Origin of the sequence: Paraburkholderia caledonica NBRC 102488 (genome assembly GCF_000685095.1) — a bacterium.
In the GTDB taxonomy this organism is placed as follows: domain Bacteria; phylum Pseudomonadota; class Gammaproteobacteria; order Burkholderiales; family Burkholderiaceae; genus Paraburkholderia; species Paraburkholderia caledonica.
On sequence record NZ_BAYE01000012.1, the window covers coordinates 21,206 to 39,403 of the forward strand.

An 18,198-nucleotide genomic window follows, 5' to 3' on the forward strand; every position below is an offset into this window, starting at 1 on the left:
CCATGCCGCAGCGCGCGTTTTTATTGCCTATGCCTCACCGTTCCCGGATTTACCGTTTCTCCGGAAAGTACTGCCCGGCCCGAAAGCAAAGCCGAATGCGAGCAGGAATAACGAAACGGCGAGCACCGTGTTATTGCCGCTCGTCACATATGGCGTACGGCCGGCCGTGCCTTGCACCGTGACGTCGAGAGAACCGAGCGTGTAGGGCGTGAGCCGTCCGATCACCTTGCCGTTGGCGTCGATCGCTGCCGTCATGCCCGTGTTGGTCGCACGCAGCATCGGGCGGCCGGTTTCGAGCGAGCGCATGCGCGCTATCTGCAAGTGCTGGTCGAGCGCGATGGTGTCGCCGAACCACGCGAGATTGGTCGAGTTGACCAGCACGCCTGCCGGCGTATCGCTTTCGCGGATGGTTCGCGCAATTTCTTCGCCGAAAATGTCTTCGTAGCAAATGTCGACCGCGACCGGCTGGTTGTGCACGACGAACGGCTTTTGCACCGGTCCGCCGCGCGCGAAGTCGCCGAGCGGAATGCTCATCAGGTTGACGAACCAGCGAAAGCCCCACGGTACGAATTCGCCGAAGGGTACCAGGTGATGCTTGTCGTAGCGGTAGATCTCACGTGTGCCGGGCGTCACGCCAAACAGGCTGTTCGTGTAGTCGACCACGCGGCCTTCGGGCGTGACGGAGCCGCCAATTGCGCCGAACAGGATCGCGGTGCCGGTAGAGTCCGAAAAGCTGCGCACCGCCGACGCGAATGGCGCCGGCAACTGCTGCGCCAGCACGGGAATGGCCGTCTCCGGCGTGACGATCAGGTCGGCAGGCTTCGAGGTGATCATCTGCTGATACTGGTCGATGGCGGCGCGCATGCCCGCTTCCTCGAACTTCATTTCCTGTTTGACGTCGCCTTGCAGGAGCCGCACGGTCAACGGTGCGTTGGCGGGAACGGTCCATCTAGCGAGCGGCAGCAGCAGGCCTGCCGCGATCAGCGCCAGCGCGACGCCGGCCGGCGCGGCAATCTGCGCGGCGCCGCCGCGGGTATGCTCGCCGCTGGACGAAGCCTCGCGAGCCTCGCGCCGACGGCGCAGCAGAGCAAGGACCGCCTGCACGATCAACGCCGCTGCGAGCGCGAGCACCCAACCGACACCATACACGCCCGCGAGCGGCGCGAATCCGGCGAACGGACCGTCGACTTGCGCGTAGCCGCTAGCGAGCCACGGAAAACCGGTGAACGCCGTGCCACGCAACCATTCGCCGATCGCCCATGCGCTGGCGAAGGCGAGCGCTCCATGCCATGTCGGCGAGAACGGCGTATCGGTACTCGACGACCCATTGCGGGCGTGGCCGGCGCAGAACGACCAGATGCCCGCGGCCAAAGCAGGATACAGCGCGAGGTAGAGCGAAAACAGCACGAGTGCCGTGCCGGCAAGCGGCGCTGGCATGCCGCCGAAAAAATGCATGCTGACGTACAACCACCAGACGCCGCTCACGAAGTTGCCGAAGCCAAACGCGCCGCCTGTCAGGGCGGCGCTTTTCCAGCCGGTGGTTCGTGTCAGCCAGCCGAAGAAAAATACGAAGATGACAAGTTCGAGCCAGCCGCCATGCGGCGTGGGTGCGAACGACAGCGTGTTGGCCGCGCCCGCCGCCAGCGCGACGAGATAATGCCAGCGGGGAAGCGTGCGCACTCGCGTGGGCCTGGCGGCAGAAGCGCTCGTGCCGTGACGGGAGCGGGAAGTAATCGGGTCGGCCATTGTTGCGCGGTCGGCGTTGAGGAGTGGCAAATTGAAAAGTCAGGCCGCGCAGCCGGCGGGTAGGCATCGGCGGCTTGAAGCGGGAGCAGCCGGGCCGCTCAGGTGCTCAGGTCTGCACGTGCTGCGCTTCGCGCTCGCGCTGACCGGCGAGCGGGTCGCGCCGCACGAGCAGCATGTGAACCTGGCGGGCGTCGCCGCGCAGAATCTCGAAAATGAGATCGTCGATGCGAACCTTCTCGCCGCGATGCGGGACGCGCCCGAAGTGATGCGTGACGAGTCCGCCGATCGTATCGACTTCTTCGTCCGGGTAGTGTGTGCCGAAAGCCTCGTTGAACTGCTCGATTTCGGTCAGCGCCCGCACACGGAAGCGTCCGTCCGGCGAGGCGATGATGTTGCCGCTTTCTTCGTCGAAATCGTATTCGTCTTCAATATCACCGACGATCTGTTCCAGCACGTCCTCGATGGTGATGAGACCCGCCACGCCGCCGTATTCGTCGACCACCACCGCGAGGTGATTGCGATTCACCCGGAAATCGTGCAGCAACACGTTCAGTCGCTTGGATTCGGGGATAAAGACGGCGGGGCGCAACATGCCGCGCACATCGAACTCTTCTTCCGCGTAGTAACGCAGCAGGTCTTTCGCCAGCAGCACGCCGATGATGTTGTCGCGGTTGCCTTCATAGACCGGATAGCGCGAATGCGCTTTTTCCAGCACGTAAGGAATGAATTCGGCGGGATTGTCCGCGATGTTGATCGCGTCCATTTGCGCGCGCGGCACCATGATGTCGCGTGCGCTGAGTTCGGTGACCTGGAATACGCCTTCGATCATCGACAGCGAGTCGGCGTCGATCAGGTTGCGCTCGTGCGCGTCCTGCAGAATTTCCAGAAGTTCGGCGCGCGAGTCGGGCTCGGGCGAGATGAAATCGGTAAGACGCTCGAGCAGCGAGCGTTTTTCCTGCGGTTTGTCGGTGTGGCGTCGACTGGGATACGTGTCGTTCATGGTAGTGCGCCCGGCAAGACTGGGCGCGCTGTTGCAGAGCATTAAGGATACACCAGGCACATGGCAGGACCGTGTCCCGCCGCACCTGGCGATGAATGAAACCGGGCTGACACCGTTGCGCCGCAAGGCGCGGGCCATGGGTCAATCCTAACTGATTACCGGGCGAAAAGCGTTTCGGAACAAAAAACGGCGCGGCGCTCAACTAGCGCTTACTGACACTTTATTGAGCCTTATTAAGCTTTACTGAGCCTCACTTACCCGCTTGCGGCTGCCTGCCCACCTCAGCGCCCGCGGAAGCGGGCTCGTCATTGCCGGCCTGACAGCGCTGGAGTAGCGCTTCCAGCGCCCGGTCCGGCATGCCGCTTTCGCGTAGCGCGTGAACGGTGCGACTCACATAGTCGAGCGTCGTGCCGTAGCGGCCGCGTGCGCAGCCGAACACCGTTTTGACAATTTCGTCGCCCAGCTTGCCGGTGTAACTCGGTACGTCGCGGCGCATCACGAACGCGAGTGCGTCGACGCGCCGGCCGTCGGCGAGCACGCACGGCAGCCATGCTGGCCGGTACGAACCCATCGCCATCTCGCGGCGCCAGAGCGCTTCGAGATGCGGCATGGCGCCTTGCGCCGCGAGACGAAACGCAATGCCCGTGCAGGAGCCGCCGCGATCGAGCGCGAGTACGAGGCCCGGCTGTTCCGGCGTGCCGCGATTCACGCGCGACCAGAGATACAGGCCTCGGTGATAACCGTGCACCTTCGAGCGCGTGGCTTCGACGGTGGGCAGACCGGGATTCCAGATCAGCGAGCCATAGCCGAAAAGCCATAAGTCGCTCTGTCGGTCCCAGTCGCGCAGCGTGCATTCGAGCGACGCGCGCAACTCCTCGTCCGTCAGCAGCCGCGATTCGCCGAGCGCGGGGGGATAGTCCGGGCAGGGCGTTCGGGCGTCGGCGTCAGAGGAGAATGAGCTCACGGTTCGGTCCGGGCGACGGTTAGCGATAAGGGTCGGGAAAGCCGAGCTTGCCGAGAATTTCGGTTTCGATCGCTTCCATTTCCTCGGCTTCTTCCTCGACTTCGTGGTCGTAGCCTTGAGCGTGAAGCGTGCCGTGCACGAGCAGATGCGCATAATGCGCGAGGAGCGGTTTGCCCTGCTCGGCGGCTTCTTTCTCGACGACGGGGCAGCACAGGATCAGATCGCCCGTCACCGGATCGTCTGCCGACTCCGCGTACGCGAAAGTCAGCACATTGGTCGAATAATCCTTGCCGCGATACGTGCGGTTCAACGTCCGGCCTTCTTCCGCGTCGACGAAACGCACGGTCAGCTCGCCGTCCGCGAAAAGCGCGGCCTTGATCCAGCTGGCCACCGTGGCGCGAGGCAGCAGCGCCTTGTGCTCGGGCCACGCCTTGGCCGCGGGGAATTGCAGGTTCAGCGTCAGTTTAGGGGCGCGGCTCATGCTGGTTTGAAGTGATGCGTGAAGCGAGGCGCGTAATACAGCCGGTCCGAAGGCCGCGCGTTCAGCGGATTATCGGTTGCGTCGAGCCGCATTAACGCGAATCCGCCGGGTTGGCAGTTTTTTGCGAATGCGCGTCGTACGCCTCGACAATTCGTGCGACGAGCGGATGCCGCACCACGTCCGCACTGGTGAAGCGTGTGAGCGCAATGCCGCGCACGTCGGACAGAACCTGCTGCGCTTCGATGAGCCCGCTCTTGTGCCCGCGCGGCAAGTCGACCTGAGTCGTGTCGCCGGTCACCACGGCCTTCGAGCCAAAGCCGATCCGCGTGAGAAACATCTTCATCTGCTCGGGCGTGGTGTTCTGCGCTTCGTCGAGAATGATGAACGCGTGATTCAGCGTGCGGCCGCGCATGTACGCGAGCGGCGCGATTTCGATCATTTGCCGCTCGAACATCTTGGCGGTTTTGTCGAAGCCCAGCAGATCGTAGAGCGCGTCGTACAGCGGACGCAGATAGGGATCGACCTTCTGCGCGAGATCGCCCGGCAGAAAGCCGAGACGCTCGCCCGCTTCGACGGCTGGGCGCGTGAGGACAATGCGTTTGACCTGATCGCGCTCGAGCGCGTCAACCGCGCAGGCGACCGCGAGATAGGTCTTGCCTGTGCCGGCCGGACCGACGCCAAACGTGACGTCGTGAGAAACGATCTGCTTCAGATACTCGCGCTGCGCCGGCGTGCGGCCGCGCAGATCGGCGCGCCGTGTGTACAGTTTCGGACCGAGCTCTTCGAGGTCGTCTTCGTCGCTGTCGGCGGGTTGGTCGAACGGATGGTCGGGATTGCCGGGAAAGCCTGGCTCGCCCGCTTCGTCACCATTCCCATTGCCGTTGCCGTTGGTGCGATGCCGCGCCGGATGGCGCACTTCGACGAGTGCAAGCTGAATGTCGTCGACCGACAGCGGCTCGCGCGCGTTGTTGTAGAAGTTTTCGAGAGCGGTAAGCGCAAGCTTGGCGCCGCGCCCGCGAATCGTAATGCGATGTCCGCGGCGTTGCAGCGTCACGTCGAGCGCCTGCTCGATTTGCCGCAGGTTTTCGTCGAGCGGTCCGCAGAGGTTGGCGAGCCGCGCATTGTCGTCGCGCGGAGCGGTGAATTCCAGATGCGGCTGAGTGGTTTTCAAGGCGGTGATTCGATCCTGTCGGTTTCAGTACTCGGGGTGCGTCGGGCGGTGCGTGGCGCGGCGCGCCCGCGCCGCTCGGTCAGTTGTCAGTCGGTCAGTGCGTGATGGCGCTTGCGTTGTCCGCTGCATGGTCGCGCACCAGCACGAGCTCCCCACGCAGTGAATGTGGGTACGCCTTGACGATTTTCACGTCGACCATCTGACCGGTCAGTCGCGCATGCGAAGCCAACGGCGCCGGAAAATTCACTACGCGGTTATTTTCGGTGCGGCCCGCAAGTTCGTTCGGGTCTTTACGCGCCGGGCGTTCGACCAGAATGCGCTCCACCTTGCCGACCATCGAATCGCTGATTCGCTGCACGTTTTCTTCGATCGTAGCTTGCAGATGCTGCAGGCGCCGCAGCTTCACTTCGCGCGGCGTGTCGTCGTGCAGGTTCGCAGCCGGCGTGCCCGGGCGCGGACTGTAGATGAACGAGAAGCTCGTGTCGTACTTCATCTCGTGCACGAGCGCCATCATCTTGTCGAAATCTTCTTCCGTCTCGCCGGGGAAGCCGACGATCATGTCCGTGGAAAGCGACAGATCCGGGCGAATAGCGCGCAATTTGCGGATCACAGACTTGTATTCGAGCACCGTGTAGCCGCGCTTCATCGCCATCAAAATCCGGTCGGAGCCGTGCTGCACCGGCAGATGCAGGTGACTCACGAGCTTGGGCACCTTCGCGTAGGTGTCGATCAGGCGCTGCGTGAATTCCTTCGGATGCGACGTGGTATAGCGAATCCGCTCGATTCCCGGAATATCCGCGACGTATTCGATCAGGGTCGCAAAGTCGGCGATCTCCGACGAACCCAGCGTGAGCGCGCCACGATACGCGTTCACGTTCTGACCGAGCAGCGTGACTTCGCGCACGCCCTGGTCGGCGAGGCCCGCAATTTCGGTGAGCACGTCGTCGAGCGGACGCGATACTTCTTCACCGCGCGTGTAGGGCACTACGCAATAGCTGCAGTACTTGCTGCAGCCTTCCATGATCGACACGAACGCGCTCGGACCGTCGACGCGAGCCGGCGGCAAATGGTCGAACTTTTCGATTTCCGGGAAAGTGATGTCGACCTGCGCGCGGCCGCTTTCACGGCGCTTGTCGATCATTTGCGGCAGACGGTGCAGCGTTTGCGGCCCGAACACCAGATCGACGTAGGGCGCGCGCGCTACGATCGACGCGCCTTCCTGGCTCGCCACGCAGCCGCCCACGCCGATAATCAGGTTCGGGTTCGCTTCTTTCAGTTCGCGGACGCGGCCGAGGTCGGAGAAGACTTTCTCCTGAGCTTTCTCGCGTACCGAGCAGGTGTTGAACAGAATGACGTCCGCGTCTTCCGGCGTGTCCGTCTTGATGAGCCCTTCAGCCGCGCCCAGTACGTCGACCATCTTGTCAGAGTCGTACTCGTTCATCTGGCAGCCAAAGGTCTTTACATAAACTTTCTTGGTCATCGAATTTCGCCGGTCGCAGTGGTTAATCTGGGGGCGTCGTATTAGGGGTCAAAGAGATGCGAAAACGTGCGCGAAGCCTCGAAACGGCCGGCACTTTCAGCGCACTTGGGCGGGCAGGGACCCGTCATTCCAGTCATGTCTAGCCGCTTGCCGCGCACGCTCGCAGCGTAACGCAACATTATAGCCCTTCGCCGGATACGGTTTGTCCGCCCGTTCCGGCCCGCGACACGTGTGTGGGCACGTCGGGCGGCAAGCCCAGCAGGCTTTCCAGTTCGTCGGACACTTGCGCGAAGCGCTCGCTCAGGAAATCCAGCAGGACGCGCACGCGCGGCGCCATGAAACGGTTGCGGTGGTAGAGCGCGTGCAGCGGCGCGTCCGGATAGCGCCACTCGGGCAGCAGAATTTTCAGGCCGTCGGCGCGCAGATCCGCTTGCACGTCCCACATCGACTTGATCGCAATGCCGTAGCCGCGCAGCGCCCATTCGCGGGCGACGGCGCCGTCGTTCGTCTCGCGCGCGGTTTCGAACGGCACGGTGTACTGCTGCACTTCGTCGCCGCGCGTGAAGCGCCACTCGTTCACCGGACCCGAGCCGGTGCTAAGCACGATGCAATCGAAATTGGCGAGATCGTACGGGTCTTTGGGCTCGCCCTTGCGTGCGATGTATTCCGGCGATGCGCAAAGCACGCGCCGGTTGGGCGCCAGCTTGCGCGCGACCAGCGAGCTGTCTTGCGGCACGCCGAAACGGATCGCGAGATCGATGTCCTCCTGCACCAGGTTCGACAGCGAGTCCGACAGCGTCAGGGCGAACGTCACCTCCGGGTAGAGCGCGTTGAACTCGTCGAGCCAGTGCATCAGCAGATTGCGGCCAAAGTCGGACGTCGCCGAGACGCGCACCTTGCCGCGCACCACCCCTTGCCCCGCTTGCAGCGCGGCCTTTGCGTCGTCTAGCGATTGCAGCGCCTGGCGGCAGCAGTTCAGGTAGAGACGCCCTTCGTCGGTGAGTCGCAACTGGCGGGTGGTGCGCTCGAACAGGCGCGCCTTCAGGCCGGCTTCGAGTTTCGCGAGGCGCGCGCTCGCAGCAGCCGGTGTCAGCCCCATTTTGCGGCCCGCCGCAGACAGGCTGCCGTGTTGCGCGGCCTCAACGAAGAGACGAATGTCGCCAAGGTTATCCATTGCGTTCTTCAAATCACATTTGAAAATGCTTCAAATGCTACGCCAATTATCAAATTGATGCGTCGCAGTCACAATGCAAGCCTCGAACCAATGCGGCGCAGTCAGCCGGCCGAAGCCATGCAACTCGATCACGCGACTATCGTCACAGCCGATCTCGACACGGCCCGGCGTTTCTTCGTCGATGTAGTCGGGTTGACGCAAGGCGCCCGTCCGCCGTTTTCCGTCGGCGGCTACTGGCTGTATGCCAACGGCAGCCCGGTGATCCATCTGGTCGAGAGCACGTTGCCGGACACCTCGGTGAGAGCCGCGCCGCGCATCGATCACATCGCATTCCGTCTGGAAAGCCCCGCCGAGTGGCAGGCGCTGCTCGCGCGCCTGCGGGCAACCGGCGCGGACTATCGGACGGCGCAAGTGCCGCCGATGGGCCCGCAAGAAGCCGCCATGCAGATTTTCGTGGCGCTCACGCCGGGTGTCGTCGTCGAGTTCGTGACGGCGCTGCATCATGCTCAACCGTAGAACCTGGAGAACAACAGTGCCAATTCCATTACTCGCGCTCGCGATCAGCGCCTTTGCTATCGGGACGACCGAGTTCGTCATCATGGGCTTGCTGCCCGAGGTCGCGCGTGATCTCTCGGTGTCGATTCCGTCGGCGGGATTGCTGGTGAGCGGGTATGCGCTCGGCGTCGCGGTCGGCGCGCCGCTGCTTGCCGTCGTCACGAGCCGGATGCCGCGCAAGCTCGCTTTGCAATTGCTGATGGGCGTTTTCATCGTCGGCAATACGTTGTGTGCGATTGCGTCGGACTATTCCGTGCTGATGATCGCGCGCGTGGTGACGTCGTTCGCGCACGGGTCGTTTTTCGGCATTGGCGCCGTGGTGGCCGCGTCGCTCGTGCCGCTCGAGAAGCGCGCGAGCGCAATTGCGTTGATGTTCACCGGCCTCACGCTTGCCAACGTGCTCGGCGTTCCGTTCGGTACTTTCGTGGGCCAGGAGTTCGGCTGGCGCGCGGCCTTCTGGATCGTCAGCGGGTTCGGCGTGCTGTCGCTCGCAGGCGTGACGGCACTCGTGCCGAATCGCCACGATTCGGGTCCTGCCGGTCTCGGTCATGAAGTGCGCGTGCTGAAGGACCCGCAAGTCTGGACCGCGCTTGCGATGACGGTGCTCGGCTTCGGCGGCGTATTCGTCGTGTTCACGTATATCGCGCCGATTCTGGAGCAGGTGAGCGGCTTCTCGCCGCGAGCCGTCACGCTGATCCTGGTGCTGTTCGGCGTTGGGCTTACGATCGGCAACACGGTCGGTGGCAAGCTCGCGGACCGTGCGCTGATGCCCTCGTTGATGGGCATTCTCGCGGCGCTGGCGGTGGTGATGGCGATATTCGCGCGTACCAGTCATTCGCCCGTGGCCGCGGCAATCACGGTGTTCGTGTGGGGCATTGCCGCCTTCGCGACCGTGCCGCCGTTGCAGATGCGCGTGGTCGAGAAAGCCGCCAAGGCGCCGAATCTCGCGTCGACGCTGAACATCGGCGCGTTCAATGTCGGCAATGCGGGCGGCGCGTGGCTGGGAGGTCTCGTGATCGATCACGGCCATTCGCTGGATACATTGCCATGGGTTGCCGCGGCCGTGAGCGCTGTGGCTCTGTTGCTGACCTGGTTGGCATCGCGCATGGATCGGCCGGTGCCACAGCCGGTCAATCGACGCGACATGGAAGTGCGCGAGCGGGCTTGAGTGCTCAGGAAGTGCAAGCGCCGTTGGCTGACCTGTATGGGCGCGCTCCAACGGGAAGCGAAGTCGCGCCCATATGAAAAATCCGCACAAGCTTTGCGAGAAACGCCCTCCGCAATGCTGATAACAGTGTGAAGATAACTTCGTTGGGCACGGCGGGGCGCGATGCTATCTTGCTTCCACTAACTGCTTGCCCGCCGTCCGGCGGCGCTTCTGGAGGCAATCATGCATTCCCCGCTTGCGCTGGTTCGCGATCCCACCGCTGATACCGATGCGCCGCCGCGTGCTGCTGAACCCTTCGATGCACTCGAACATCTGGTCGGCGTGAATCTCGCGCGCTTGCGCGCCGAGCGCCAGTTGTCGCTCGATGCTCTGGCCCGCGCATCCGGCGTGTCGCGCGCCATGCTCGCGCAGATCGAGTCGGCGCGCAGCGTGCCGTCGATCAAGGTGCTTTGCAAAGTGGCGGCCGCGTTGAAAGTGTCGGTCGCGGCATTCCTGCGGCGTCACGCGACCAACGGCTTCGAGCACTTGCCGGCGGAGCGCTCGTCGCGCGTCGTCAGTTCCAACGGACGCTATTCGGCTCGTCCGCTCTATCCCGATACTGAACCGACCGCCGCCGAATTCCACGAGTTGCGCATCGCGCCGTTGCACACGGAACCCGGCACGCGTCGCGCGCCGGGCACGACGGTGAACCTCGTCGTCAGTGAGGGCACGCTCGAGGTGAGCGTGCACGATCAACGTCAGTTGCTGGCCACAGGCGACGCGATCGTGTTCGACGCCGATCAGCCGCATAGCCTGCGCAATCCCGGCGACACCGAGGCGCGCGCGTTTCGCGTAACGTTGAAGGCAGAGACGCCGCCCCGTTGGGACGTGCCCTCGCAACCGGACACGGCGCGCGAAGCCGCGCCGGTTTGATCGAACGCGCGGGCGTCGCGTCGGCTCGCTGGTCAGCGTCTCGAAGTTAGAAATATGGGTGAGCACGGCGTTCACCGCGAATCCCGTTGCGCAGTAGGGTTGCACTGCTGTTCGCGCGCGACTGTTGTATGCTTGGCCCGCCGGTTGTCCGGCAATCAGTGCGTCTTCAGGGCGGGGTGAAATTCCCCACCGGCGGTATGCCGGCAACGCGAAAGCGTGAGCCGGCGAGCCCGCGAGCGCCCGCAGTAGTCTGGCTTTCAGTGAATCGGAAGCCGCCGCGGGGTCAGCAGATCTGGTGAGAAGCCAGAGCCGACGGTCACAGTCCGGATGGAAGAAGATGTGCAGATAGTCATGTTCGTCTCCGTGGCGCCGCTCGCAGGTTCGGGCGGTGCATGAACACCGCCTCGACTATGCAGAGGCGGTTCGCGGCGCGTCTTTGTCTGTTTGCAATGCCCTGAAACGTTTTTCGCCCCACTTTTGCGATGAGCGTTTCAACATGTCCTTTGCTACTTTTGCTGCCCCGTCGACGATTGCAGACGATGCATTCGCCGATCTTCCGCTGCTCGACACCGAATCCGTTCCGCCGCGTATCGCCGCCGCGCTGCAAGCAATGCGCGATGGCCGCGCCGTTGTGCTGCAAGACGACGACGACCGTGAGAACGAGGCCGACCTGATCGTATCCGCCGAGCGTCTTTCCGTCGAAACAATGGCGCTGCTGATTCGTGAATGCAGCGGGATCGTCTGCCTGTGCCTGCCCGACGAGAAGATCCTCGCGCTCGAACTTCCGCCGATGGTCGCCAACAACGAGAGCCGTCATGGCACGGCGTTCACGGTTTCGATCGAAGCACGCGAAGGCGTGACGACCGGCGTGTCCGCACTCGACCGCGTGACGACCATTCGCGCCGCCATTGCCGATACCGCGAAGCCCGGCGACATCGTGAGCCCCGGCCACGTGTTTCCGTTGCGTGCGATGCCTGGCGGCGTGCTTGCGCGTCGCGGACATACGGAGGGCACGGTGGATCTCGCGATTCTCGCCGGCCTGAAGCCGGCCGGCGTACTGTGCGAATTGATGAACGCTGACGGCACGATGACGCGCGGCGCGGACGTCGAACGCTTTGCCGCGCAACACAATCTGCCGATGCTGACGATCGCTGAGCTGGCCGAGTTCCGTCGCGCGTTGGCTGAGGCGCGTGAATGCGTCGAGCAGGAAGCGTGAACCCAGCGATGTAATTCGGGCAGCGCGCGCCGGATCAATGCGCTGTTCGACGTCGCTCTGTGACGGGCTCTTTCCGCTCGTTGCAGGACGTTGTGTTCGAAGCACCAGGCCGACCGCATACAGTCGGCCTGTCTTCTTGAACGCTACCTTCGGCGCAGATCGCTACGACTGCACGTCGCCGAATTCTCCCCGCACGCCCGCTTCGAGCAACGCGGGCAATTCGTCCATGTGTTTCATGATGCGCGTCATGCCCATCTTGCGCAGCGCGTCCGCGTAGCCGTCGGGAATATGGCTCGCGCCGACGAAAGCGATCGTCTTCATGCCCGCCGCGCGCGCCGCATTCAGACCCGCCACGCTGTCTTCCACGACGATGCATCGCGATGGCTCGACGCCGAGCGTCTGCGCGGCAAACAGGTAGACATCGGGAAAAGGTTTGGGACGTGCGACCTGTTCGGCGCTGAAAATGCGCTCGCCGAAAATCTGCTGCAGTCCGGCGCGCTGCACTGACGCCGTCACGCGCGCCATGCGGCTGTTCGACACGACCGCGGCCGGCAGCGTCACGCGTTGCAGCGCAGTTCGAACGCCGTTGATCGGACTGAGCGACGCGGCCAGCGCGAGCTCGACATTGTGTTCAATCGTGCGCAGGAAATCGGGCGGCAGAGCGATGTCGAACGCTTTCTCGATGCCTTCGAGAAAGCGCGACGTTTGCTGGCCAAAGGCCGTCTTGACGATGGGTTCGAAGTCGAGTCCGGGGAAAGTCGCCGATAGCGTCTCGAACATGACGCGGTCAGCAATGACTTCGCTGTCGACGAGCACGCCGTCGCAGTCGCAAATGAGATGGTCGATCATGCCTGAAGGAACGGAAAGCGGGGTGGGTGGCCGGAATGGCCAGCCCATGCGCGCCGGGTGAAAGCGCCATGATACGTGCTTTGACGCGGCTCGCGTCGCGCGGCCGCTTTCCGCTGCAATCCACTGTTCCATCGCCCGCGATTCTCGCGCGCGTCAGCTATTCACCTCTGCTCGGCGAGATCAGCGCGTGTGCAGATACAGATAAAGAGCCGCCGCCACCGCGCCGCCGACGAGCGGCCCGCACACCGGAATCCATGCATAGCGCCAGTCGCTGTCACGCTTGCCGGGAATCGGCAGCAGCGCATGCATCAGACGCGGCGACAGATCGCGCGCAGGACTCATCGCGTAACCCGTCGGGCCACCGAGCGAGATGCCGATGCCGAGCACGAGCAGGCCGACTGGCAGCGCGTCGAGCGCACCGAGACCGACTTGCGGCGAGGCTAGATACAGCACGCCGAGAATTAGCACGAAGGTTGCGATCATCTCGGTCAGCAGGTTGTGAGGGACGCTGCGAATTGCTGGCGCGGTGCAGAACACGCCGAGCTTGACGTCGGCGTCGCCTTCTTTCGCGAAGTGCTGGCGATACGCGACCCACACGAGCAGCGCGCCGGCCATCCCGCCGAGCATTTGCGCCGCGATATAGCCGGGGACCTTGGCCCACGCGAACTTGCCAGCGAGCGCAAGACTGACCGTCACGACCGGATTCAGGTGCGCGCCGCTGTACGATGCAGTGACGTAGACCGCGATGAAAACGGCCATGGCCCAGCCCATCACGATCACGATCAGATCCGCGCCCTTGCCTTTGGTGCGCGCGAGCAGCACGTTGGCGACAGCACCGTCGCCGAGCAGCACGACGAGCGCCGTGCCAATGAATTCCGCAATGTATGGTGACATTGTTGGGTATCCGAAATATTGTTGTTAGGAAAACCGCGAGACGGGCGGCCTGGTCGCGTTTTGTGGCCTGGTGCTTGCCGCCTCGTCATGGCTTTTGTTGATTCGTTGCAGTTGTGTCGCGATCGGGTCGCGCTTTCATCGCGCTGCTGTCGCGGCCGCGTTCATCCTTGTTCGACTTGCCTCATGGCGAGCGCTTAGCCGCGAACAACGCAACCAAAGCGACCATCGCGAAGACCGCTCTCAAGGTGTGTCGGCCCACGCTTTGGCGGCGCGAATCGCGCGCTTCCAGCCGTCGAGACATTCCTCGACATCCGCTTGTTCGAGCGCGGGCGTAAAGCGGCGGTCGAGCTTCCACTGGCTTTGCAATTCGTCCACATCTTTCCAGTAGCCGACCGCGAGGCCCGCCAGATACGCCGCGCCCAACGCAGTGGTTTCCGACACTTTGGGGCGAACCGCATCCACACCGAGGATGTCGGCCTGGAACTGCATCAACAGGTTGTTCGCGCAGGCGCCGCCGTCAACCCGCAATTCGCCGATGCGAATGCCGGAGTCGGCCTCCATCGCCTTCAGAACATCGAGCGACTGATACGCGATCGAGTCGAGCGCGGCGCGAGCGATATGCGCCGACGTCGTGCCGCGCGTCACGCCGAACAGCGTGCCGCGGGCGCGCGCATTCCAGTGCGGCGCGCCGAGCCCGGCGAACGCGGGCACCAGATAGACGCCGTCGCAATGCGGCACGCCGCGCGCCAACGTTTCGATCTCAGCCGCGTTCTTGATGATGCCCAGACCGTCGCGCAGCCATTGCACGACCGCGCCGCCGATGAAGATGCTGCCTTCGAGCGCGTAGTTGATCTGATCGCCGATCTGCCACGCGATCGTGGTGACGAGATTGTTCTTAGATTCGATCGGCTTGTCGCCGGTGTTCATCACCAGAAAGCAGCCTGTGCCGTAGGTGTTCTTCACCATGCCCGATTCGGTGCACATCTGGCCGAAGAGCGCTGCGTGCTGGTCGCCGGCAATGCCCGCGAGCGGGATCTTGGAGGCGAATACGGTGGTCTTGGTAGGCCCATACACTTCGGACGAAGGACGCACTTCAGGCAGCATGCTGCGTGGAATGTCGAGTGCGTCGAGCAGTTCGTCGTCCCACTTCAGCGTGTGGATGTTGAACAGCATGGTGCGCGACGCGTTGGTCACGTCGGTGACATGCAGGCCGCCCTTGGTGAAGTTCCACACGAGCCAACTATCGACGGTGCCGAACGCGAGGCGGCCTTGCTTCGCTTTTTCGCGTGCACCTTCCACGTTGTCGAGAATCCAGCGGATTTTGGTTGCCGAGAAATACGAGTCGATCGGCAAGCCGGTTTTCGCGCGAACTTTGGCTTCGAGGCCTTGCTCCTTGAGCTGATCGCAGAAGTCGGCGGTGCGGCGGTCCTGCCACACGATCGCGTTGTAGATCGGATGGCCGGTCTCGCGATCCCAGACAATCGTGGTTTCGCGCTGATTCGTAATGCCGATCGCGGCGATCGACGTGCCATTCATCCCGGCGCGCGTCACGGCTTCGGCAGCGACGCCCGCCTGCGTCGACCAGATTTCCTGCGGGTTGTGCTCGACCCAGCCCGGACGCGGGTAGATCTGCTCAAACTCCTTTTGTGCCGTCGACACGACGTTGCCGAGGCGGTCGAACAGCATCGCGCGTGAACTGGTGGTGCCCTGGTCAAGCGCGAGGATGTACTGATCCTGCATTGTCTCTTCTCCATGCGTTTTATGAATCGCCGTAACAGCTTACCGGCGACGGGAACGGCTTGTCGTTCCAAGCGGCCGCGACCGCTCGGGTCGGTGCAGCCGGCTCGATGCAGCCGAGGGGTGAAACGTTTTTTTTACGCTGCGAGCGCGCAGACTTTCACCCGGTCAGGCGCTCTGTCGCTCGGGTTGGCGAGCGAACCATGCGTCGATGTCGCGTGTAATCGAGTCGAGCGTGCCCGGCTCGACGTGAAGGCCGAGCTTTGAGCGGCGCCATAGCACGTCGTGCGCGCTGCGTGCCCATTCGGTGTCGCGCAGATACGTCAGCTCGGCCTCGTAGAGACCCGGCGCGAACGCCTCGCCGAGACCGGCGAGCGAGCGCGCGTCGCCGATCACGTTCTTCACTCGCGTGCCGTACGCACGGGCCAGACGGTGCGCGAGGTCCGCCGGCAACCACGCGTGCTGCTGCTTCAGTCCAGCGAGAAAGCGCTCGAAGTTTGCCTGCGGGATATCGCCGCCGGGCAACGGCGCGCCGGCCGTCCACGAAGGCGCGTCGCTGCCGAGAGCAGCCGCGAGCTTGTCGACGGCTTCTTCCGCGAGCTTGCGAAAGGTCGTGATCTTGCCGCCGAACACGGACAGCAGCGGCGCTTCGCCCGCCGGCGCATCCAGTTCGAGCGAATAGTCGCGCGTCACCGCCGACGGATTGTCCGCGCCTTCTTCCTCGAGCAGCGGCCGCACACCCGAGTAGGTCCAGCGCACGTCGGCCGGGGAGATCTTCTGCTTGAAGTAGCGATTGATCGAGTCGCACAGGTACTGCGTTTCGTCGGCACTGATTGCCACTTGCGCGGGGTCGCCGCGATATTCGAGATCGGTTGTGCCGATCAGCGTGTAGTCGTGCTCGTACGGAATCGCGAAGATGATCCGCTTGTCCGGATTCTGGAAGATGTACGCGTGGTCGTGTTCGAACAGGCGCCGCGTGACGATGTGGCTGCCCTTGACCAGTCGCACGCTGTGCGACGCCGCGCGGCCGAGCGCGCCCTGGAGCAGTTCGCCGACCCACGGGCCTGCGGCGTTCGCGATCGACGCGGCCCGCACGTCTACGGTCGTGCCGTCCGCGCGTTTGAGTTGCGCGCGCCATTCGCCGCCTGCGCGCACGGCGCTCAGCAGCTTGGTGCGCGTGAGAATCTTCGCGCCGTGCTCGGCGGCGTCGAGCGCATTCAACACGACGAGGCGAGCGTCGTTGACCCAGCCGTCGGAGTACACGAAGCCGCGCGTGATCGATTCGACGAGTGGCGCGCCGGCCGGATGATCGCGCATCACGATGCCGCGCGAGCCGGGCAGCAGTTCGCGCCGGGCGAGATGATCGTAAAGGAAAAGACCGGCGCGAATCAGCCAGGCGGGACGCAGATCGGGCATGTGCGGCATCACGAAGCGCAGCGGCCACATGATGTGCGGCGCGGCGCGCAGCAACGTCTCGCGCTCCTGCAACGCTTTGCGCACCAGTCCGAACTCGCGGTATTCCAGGTAGCGCAAACCGCCGTGGATCAGTTTGGTACTCGCCGAGGACGTATGCGCTGCCAGGTCGTCCTGCTCGCACAGCAGCACGGACAGGCCCCGGCCCGCCGCGTCGCGTGCGATGCCTGCGCCGTTGATCCCGCCGCCCACGACGAGCAAATCGTATCTCGTGCCTTGCGTCACCTGCTGCGTCTCCTGACTTTTCCGAAAGTTTGTCCGAACCCTATCGAACCGATAGTGTTCGTTTTCGAACTTTAATGAACATATTCGAAAAAGTAAAGTTCGCGCATTTGACGTGAGCCTCTATCGAAAGGCCAAGGCAGTGGCGCAACGCGCGGCCACGGACGATACTCTTGGCAGTAGCCATTCCAGGGTGATTTCATGCGTGTACTTTTCATGGTGGGCGCGGCAGCGCTTCTCGCAGGGTGCGTTGCTTCGCCGAGCTTGAGCGGAACGATGGGCGCGCCGTCGTTCGCGTCGTTGCAGCAGATGTGCAGCGCCCAGACGGTCGATTACGGCAACGACGCTCAAGGCGTGTATGCGACGTTGTTCGACGCCTATGTGGCGAACCGGCGCGGGCGGTTGTCGAAGGAGGATTACTGCGCGTTTCAGACGGAAATCGCGCAGCGCTACACGAGCCAGGGGGCGAGTACCGACCCGCAGATTCGGAATCAGTGGGTTGCGTTCTTTACGGAGCAGCGCGCACGAGCAATAAGCTGGCGCGCCGCAGTCGATCCGACGTTGCGCAGCGGTTGAGGTTTTGTCGTTAGGTGGCGGCGGCTCGGCGGTTAACCGGTCATCGGTGACGCGGCCGTAATGAAAGTGAGCGCCGCTGCGGGCGCCCACGTTGACACAAACCGAATGGACAAGGCCGGCTCGAGGGTTGGCCGTGTGCGTGCGGCTGAGCTGGCAGCCGCACCGGCCGTGAACCGGCAATCAGCCCGACGATGCGCGGGTTGTTATCAGGAAAGGCGCTTGATTGCTCGGAGTGCGCTATCGCCGGATTCCGTTACACGCCATTGTTCATTGCCCGAGGCGAGCCGCTCCAGTTGCACAAGCTGGCGTTCGAGGAGGGCGTCGAGTTCTTCTCGCTCCATGTCCACCTGATTGGGAGCGTCCTTGACGAGCAACAACGTGGCGAATTCGTGCGGACTCAGCATCGTTTCTCTCCATGTCAAGCAAACGCGGACAGCCTCGACGGCGACTGGCATGCATGGCGACAGCCATGGCCGGGTGGTCCGCAAAAGATGGGGCGGGAGGTGCAGCTACGACAGGTTTTCTTAGCACCGGCGACACGCGGGCACGCAATGAACGCCGGGGAACTGGAGTGTAGTCA

General features: G+C 63.6%; 17 protein-coding genes and 1 riboswitch. Of the genes, 5 read left to right on the forward strand and 12 right to left on the reverse strand.

The features are described from left to right. Positions 1-27 precede the first annotated feature (27 nt). The 7 genes from lnt to BCA01S_RS22380 form a co-directional block, all read right to left on the reverse strand. Positions 28-1,746 carry an apolipoprotein N-acyltransferase gene (gene lnt, locus BCA01S_RS22340; RefSeq protein WP_027778835.1) on the reverse strand — a complete coding sequence of 573 codons (1,719 nt, stop codon included), beginning with the start codon at positions 1,744-1,746 and terminating at the stop codon, positions 28-30. Between the two features lie 106 nt (positions 1,747-1,852). After that, entirely contained in the window at positions 1,853-2,746 is an 894-nt protein-coding gene (locus BCA01S_RS22345; RefSeq protein WP_027778836.1) for a CorC family transporter, read from the reverse strand. Between the two features lie 250 nt (positions 2,747-2,996). Beyond that, positions 2,997-3,710, reverse strand: a complete 714-nt coding sequence (locus tag BCA01S_RS22350) for a gamma-glutamylcyclotransferase (RefSeq protein WP_027778837.1) — start codon at positions 3,708-3,710, stop codon at positions 2,997-2,999. A 19-nt stretch (positions 3,711-3,729) separates the two neighbouring features. Further along, complete coding sequence (gene ybeY / locus BCA01S_RS22355; protein WP_027778838.1) at positions 3,730-4,191, reverse strand: rRNA maturation RNase YbeY; 462 nt, start codon at positions 4,189-4,191, stop codon at positions 3,730-3,732. 91 nt (positions 4,192-4,282) lie between these two features. Next, on the reverse strand, positions 4,283-5,362 hold the full coding sequence (locus BCA01S_RS22365; protein ID WP_027778839.1) for a PhoH family protein: 1,080 nt from the start codon (positions 5,360-5,362) through the stop codon (positions 4,283-4,285). A gap of 94 nt (positions 5,363-5,456) precedes the next feature. Then, complete coding sequence (gene miaB / locus BCA01S_RS22370; RefSeq protein WP_027778840.1) at positions 5,457-6,842, reverse strand: tRNA (N6-isopentenyl adenosine(37)-C2)-methylthiotransferase MiaB; 1,386 nt, start codon at positions 6,840-6,842, stop codon at positions 5,457-5,459. Positions 6,843-7,020: 178 nt separating this feature from the next. Next, positions 7,021-8,016, reverse strand: a complete 996-nt coding sequence (locus tag BCA01S_RS22380) for a LysR family transcriptional regulator (RefSeq protein ID WP_027778841.1) — start codon at positions 8,014-8,016, stop codon at positions 7,021-7,023. A 117-nt stretch (positions 8,017-8,133) separates the two neighbouring features. Here BCA01S_RS22380 and BCA01S_RS22385 point away from each other — a divergent pair, with 117 nt between their 5' ends. From BCA01S_RS22385 to ribB, 4 genes are all read left to right on the forward strand, one after another. Then, on the forward strand, positions 8,134-8,532 hold the full coding sequence (locus BCA01S_RS22385) for a VOC family protein (protein ID WP_027778842.1): 399 nt from the start codon (positions 8,134-8,136) through the stop codon (positions 8,530-8,532). A 16-nt stretch (positions 8,533-8,548) separates the two neighbouring features. Then, a complete protein-coding gene (locus BCA01S_RS22390; protein ID WP_027778843.1) occupies positions 8,549-9,739 on the forward strand; it encodes an MFS transporter in 1,191 nt (396 codons plus the stop codon). A gap of 222 nt (positions 9,740-9,961) precedes the next feature. Continuing rightward, positions 9,962-10,651, forward strand: coding sequence for a helix-turn-helix domain-containing protein (locus tag BCA01S_RS22395; protein WP_027778844.1), 690 nt, complete (start codon positions 9,962-9,964; stop codon positions 10,649-10,651). Positions 10,652-10,809: 158 nt separating this feature from the next. Next, positions 10,810-10,994: riboswitch (FMN riboswitch) on the forward strand. A 153-nt stretch (positions 10,995-11,147) separates the two neighbouring features. After that, positions 11,148-11,867, forward strand: coding sequence for a 3,4-dihydroxy-2-butanone-4-phosphate synthase (gene ribB, locus BCA01S_RS22400; RefSeq protein ID WP_027778845.1), 720 nt, complete (start codon positions 11,148-11,150; stop codon positions 11,865-11,867). A 162-nt stretch (positions 11,868-12,029) separates the two neighbouring features. Here the strand turns inward: ribB and BCA01S_RS22405 are convergent, their stop codons facing one another. The 4 genes from BCA01S_RS22405 to glpD all read right to left on the reverse strand — a co-directional run bounded on the left by BCA01S_RS22405 (position 12,030) and on the right by glpD (position 17,045). Beyond that, positions 12,030-12,716 carry an HAD family hydrolase gene (locus BCA01S_RS22405; protein WP_027778846.1) on the reverse strand — a complete coding sequence of 229 codons (687 nt, stop codon included), beginning with the start codon at positions 12,714-12,716 and terminating at the stop codon, positions 12,030-12,032. A gap of 180 nt (positions 12,717-12,896) precedes the next feature. After that, on the reverse strand, positions 12,897-13,610 hold the full coding sequence (locus BCA01S_RS22410) for an MIP/aquaporin family protein (protein ID WP_027778847.1): 714 nt from the start codon (positions 13,608-13,610) through the stop codon (positions 12,897-12,899). 240 nt (positions 13,611-13,850) lie between these two features. After that, positions 13,851-15,350 carry a glycerol kinase GlpK gene (gene glpK / locus BCA01S_RS22415; RefSeq protein ID WP_027778848.1) on the reverse strand — a complete coding sequence of 500 codons (1,500 nt, stop codon included), beginning with the start codon at positions 15,348-15,350 and terminating at the stop codon, positions 13,851-13,853. Positions 15,351-15,515: 165 nt separating this feature from the next. Further along, positions 15,516-17,045 (reverse strand): glycerol-3-phosphate dehydrogenase, encoded by a 1,530-nt coding sequence (glpD, locus tag BCA01S_RS22420; protein ID WP_027778849.1) that lies wholly within the window; start codon positions 17,043-17,045, stop codon positions 15,516-15,518. A 198-nt stretch (positions 17,046-17,243) separates the two neighbouring features. On the opposite strand from glpD, the gene BCA01S_RS22425 reads away from it, so the two are divergent. Then, the gene (locus BCA01S_RS22425; protein WP_027778850.1) at positions 17,244-17,618 is read left to right on the forward strand and encodes a hypothetical protein; all 375 of its coding nucleotides are present in this window, start codon (positions 17,244-17,246) and stop codon (positions 17,616-17,618) included. A gap of 206 nt (positions 17,619-17,824) precedes the next feature. Here BCA01S_RS22425 and BCA01S_RS22430 read toward each other — a convergent pair whose 3' ends face one another. Continuing rightward, positions 17,825-18,022: a hypothetical protein gene (locus BCA01S_RS22430; RefSeq protein WP_006049938.1), complete on the reverse strand. Its 198-nt coding sequence runs from the start codon at positions 18,020-18,022 to the stop codon at positions 17,825-17,827. Between the last annotated feature and the right edge of the window lie 176 nt (positions 18,023-18,198).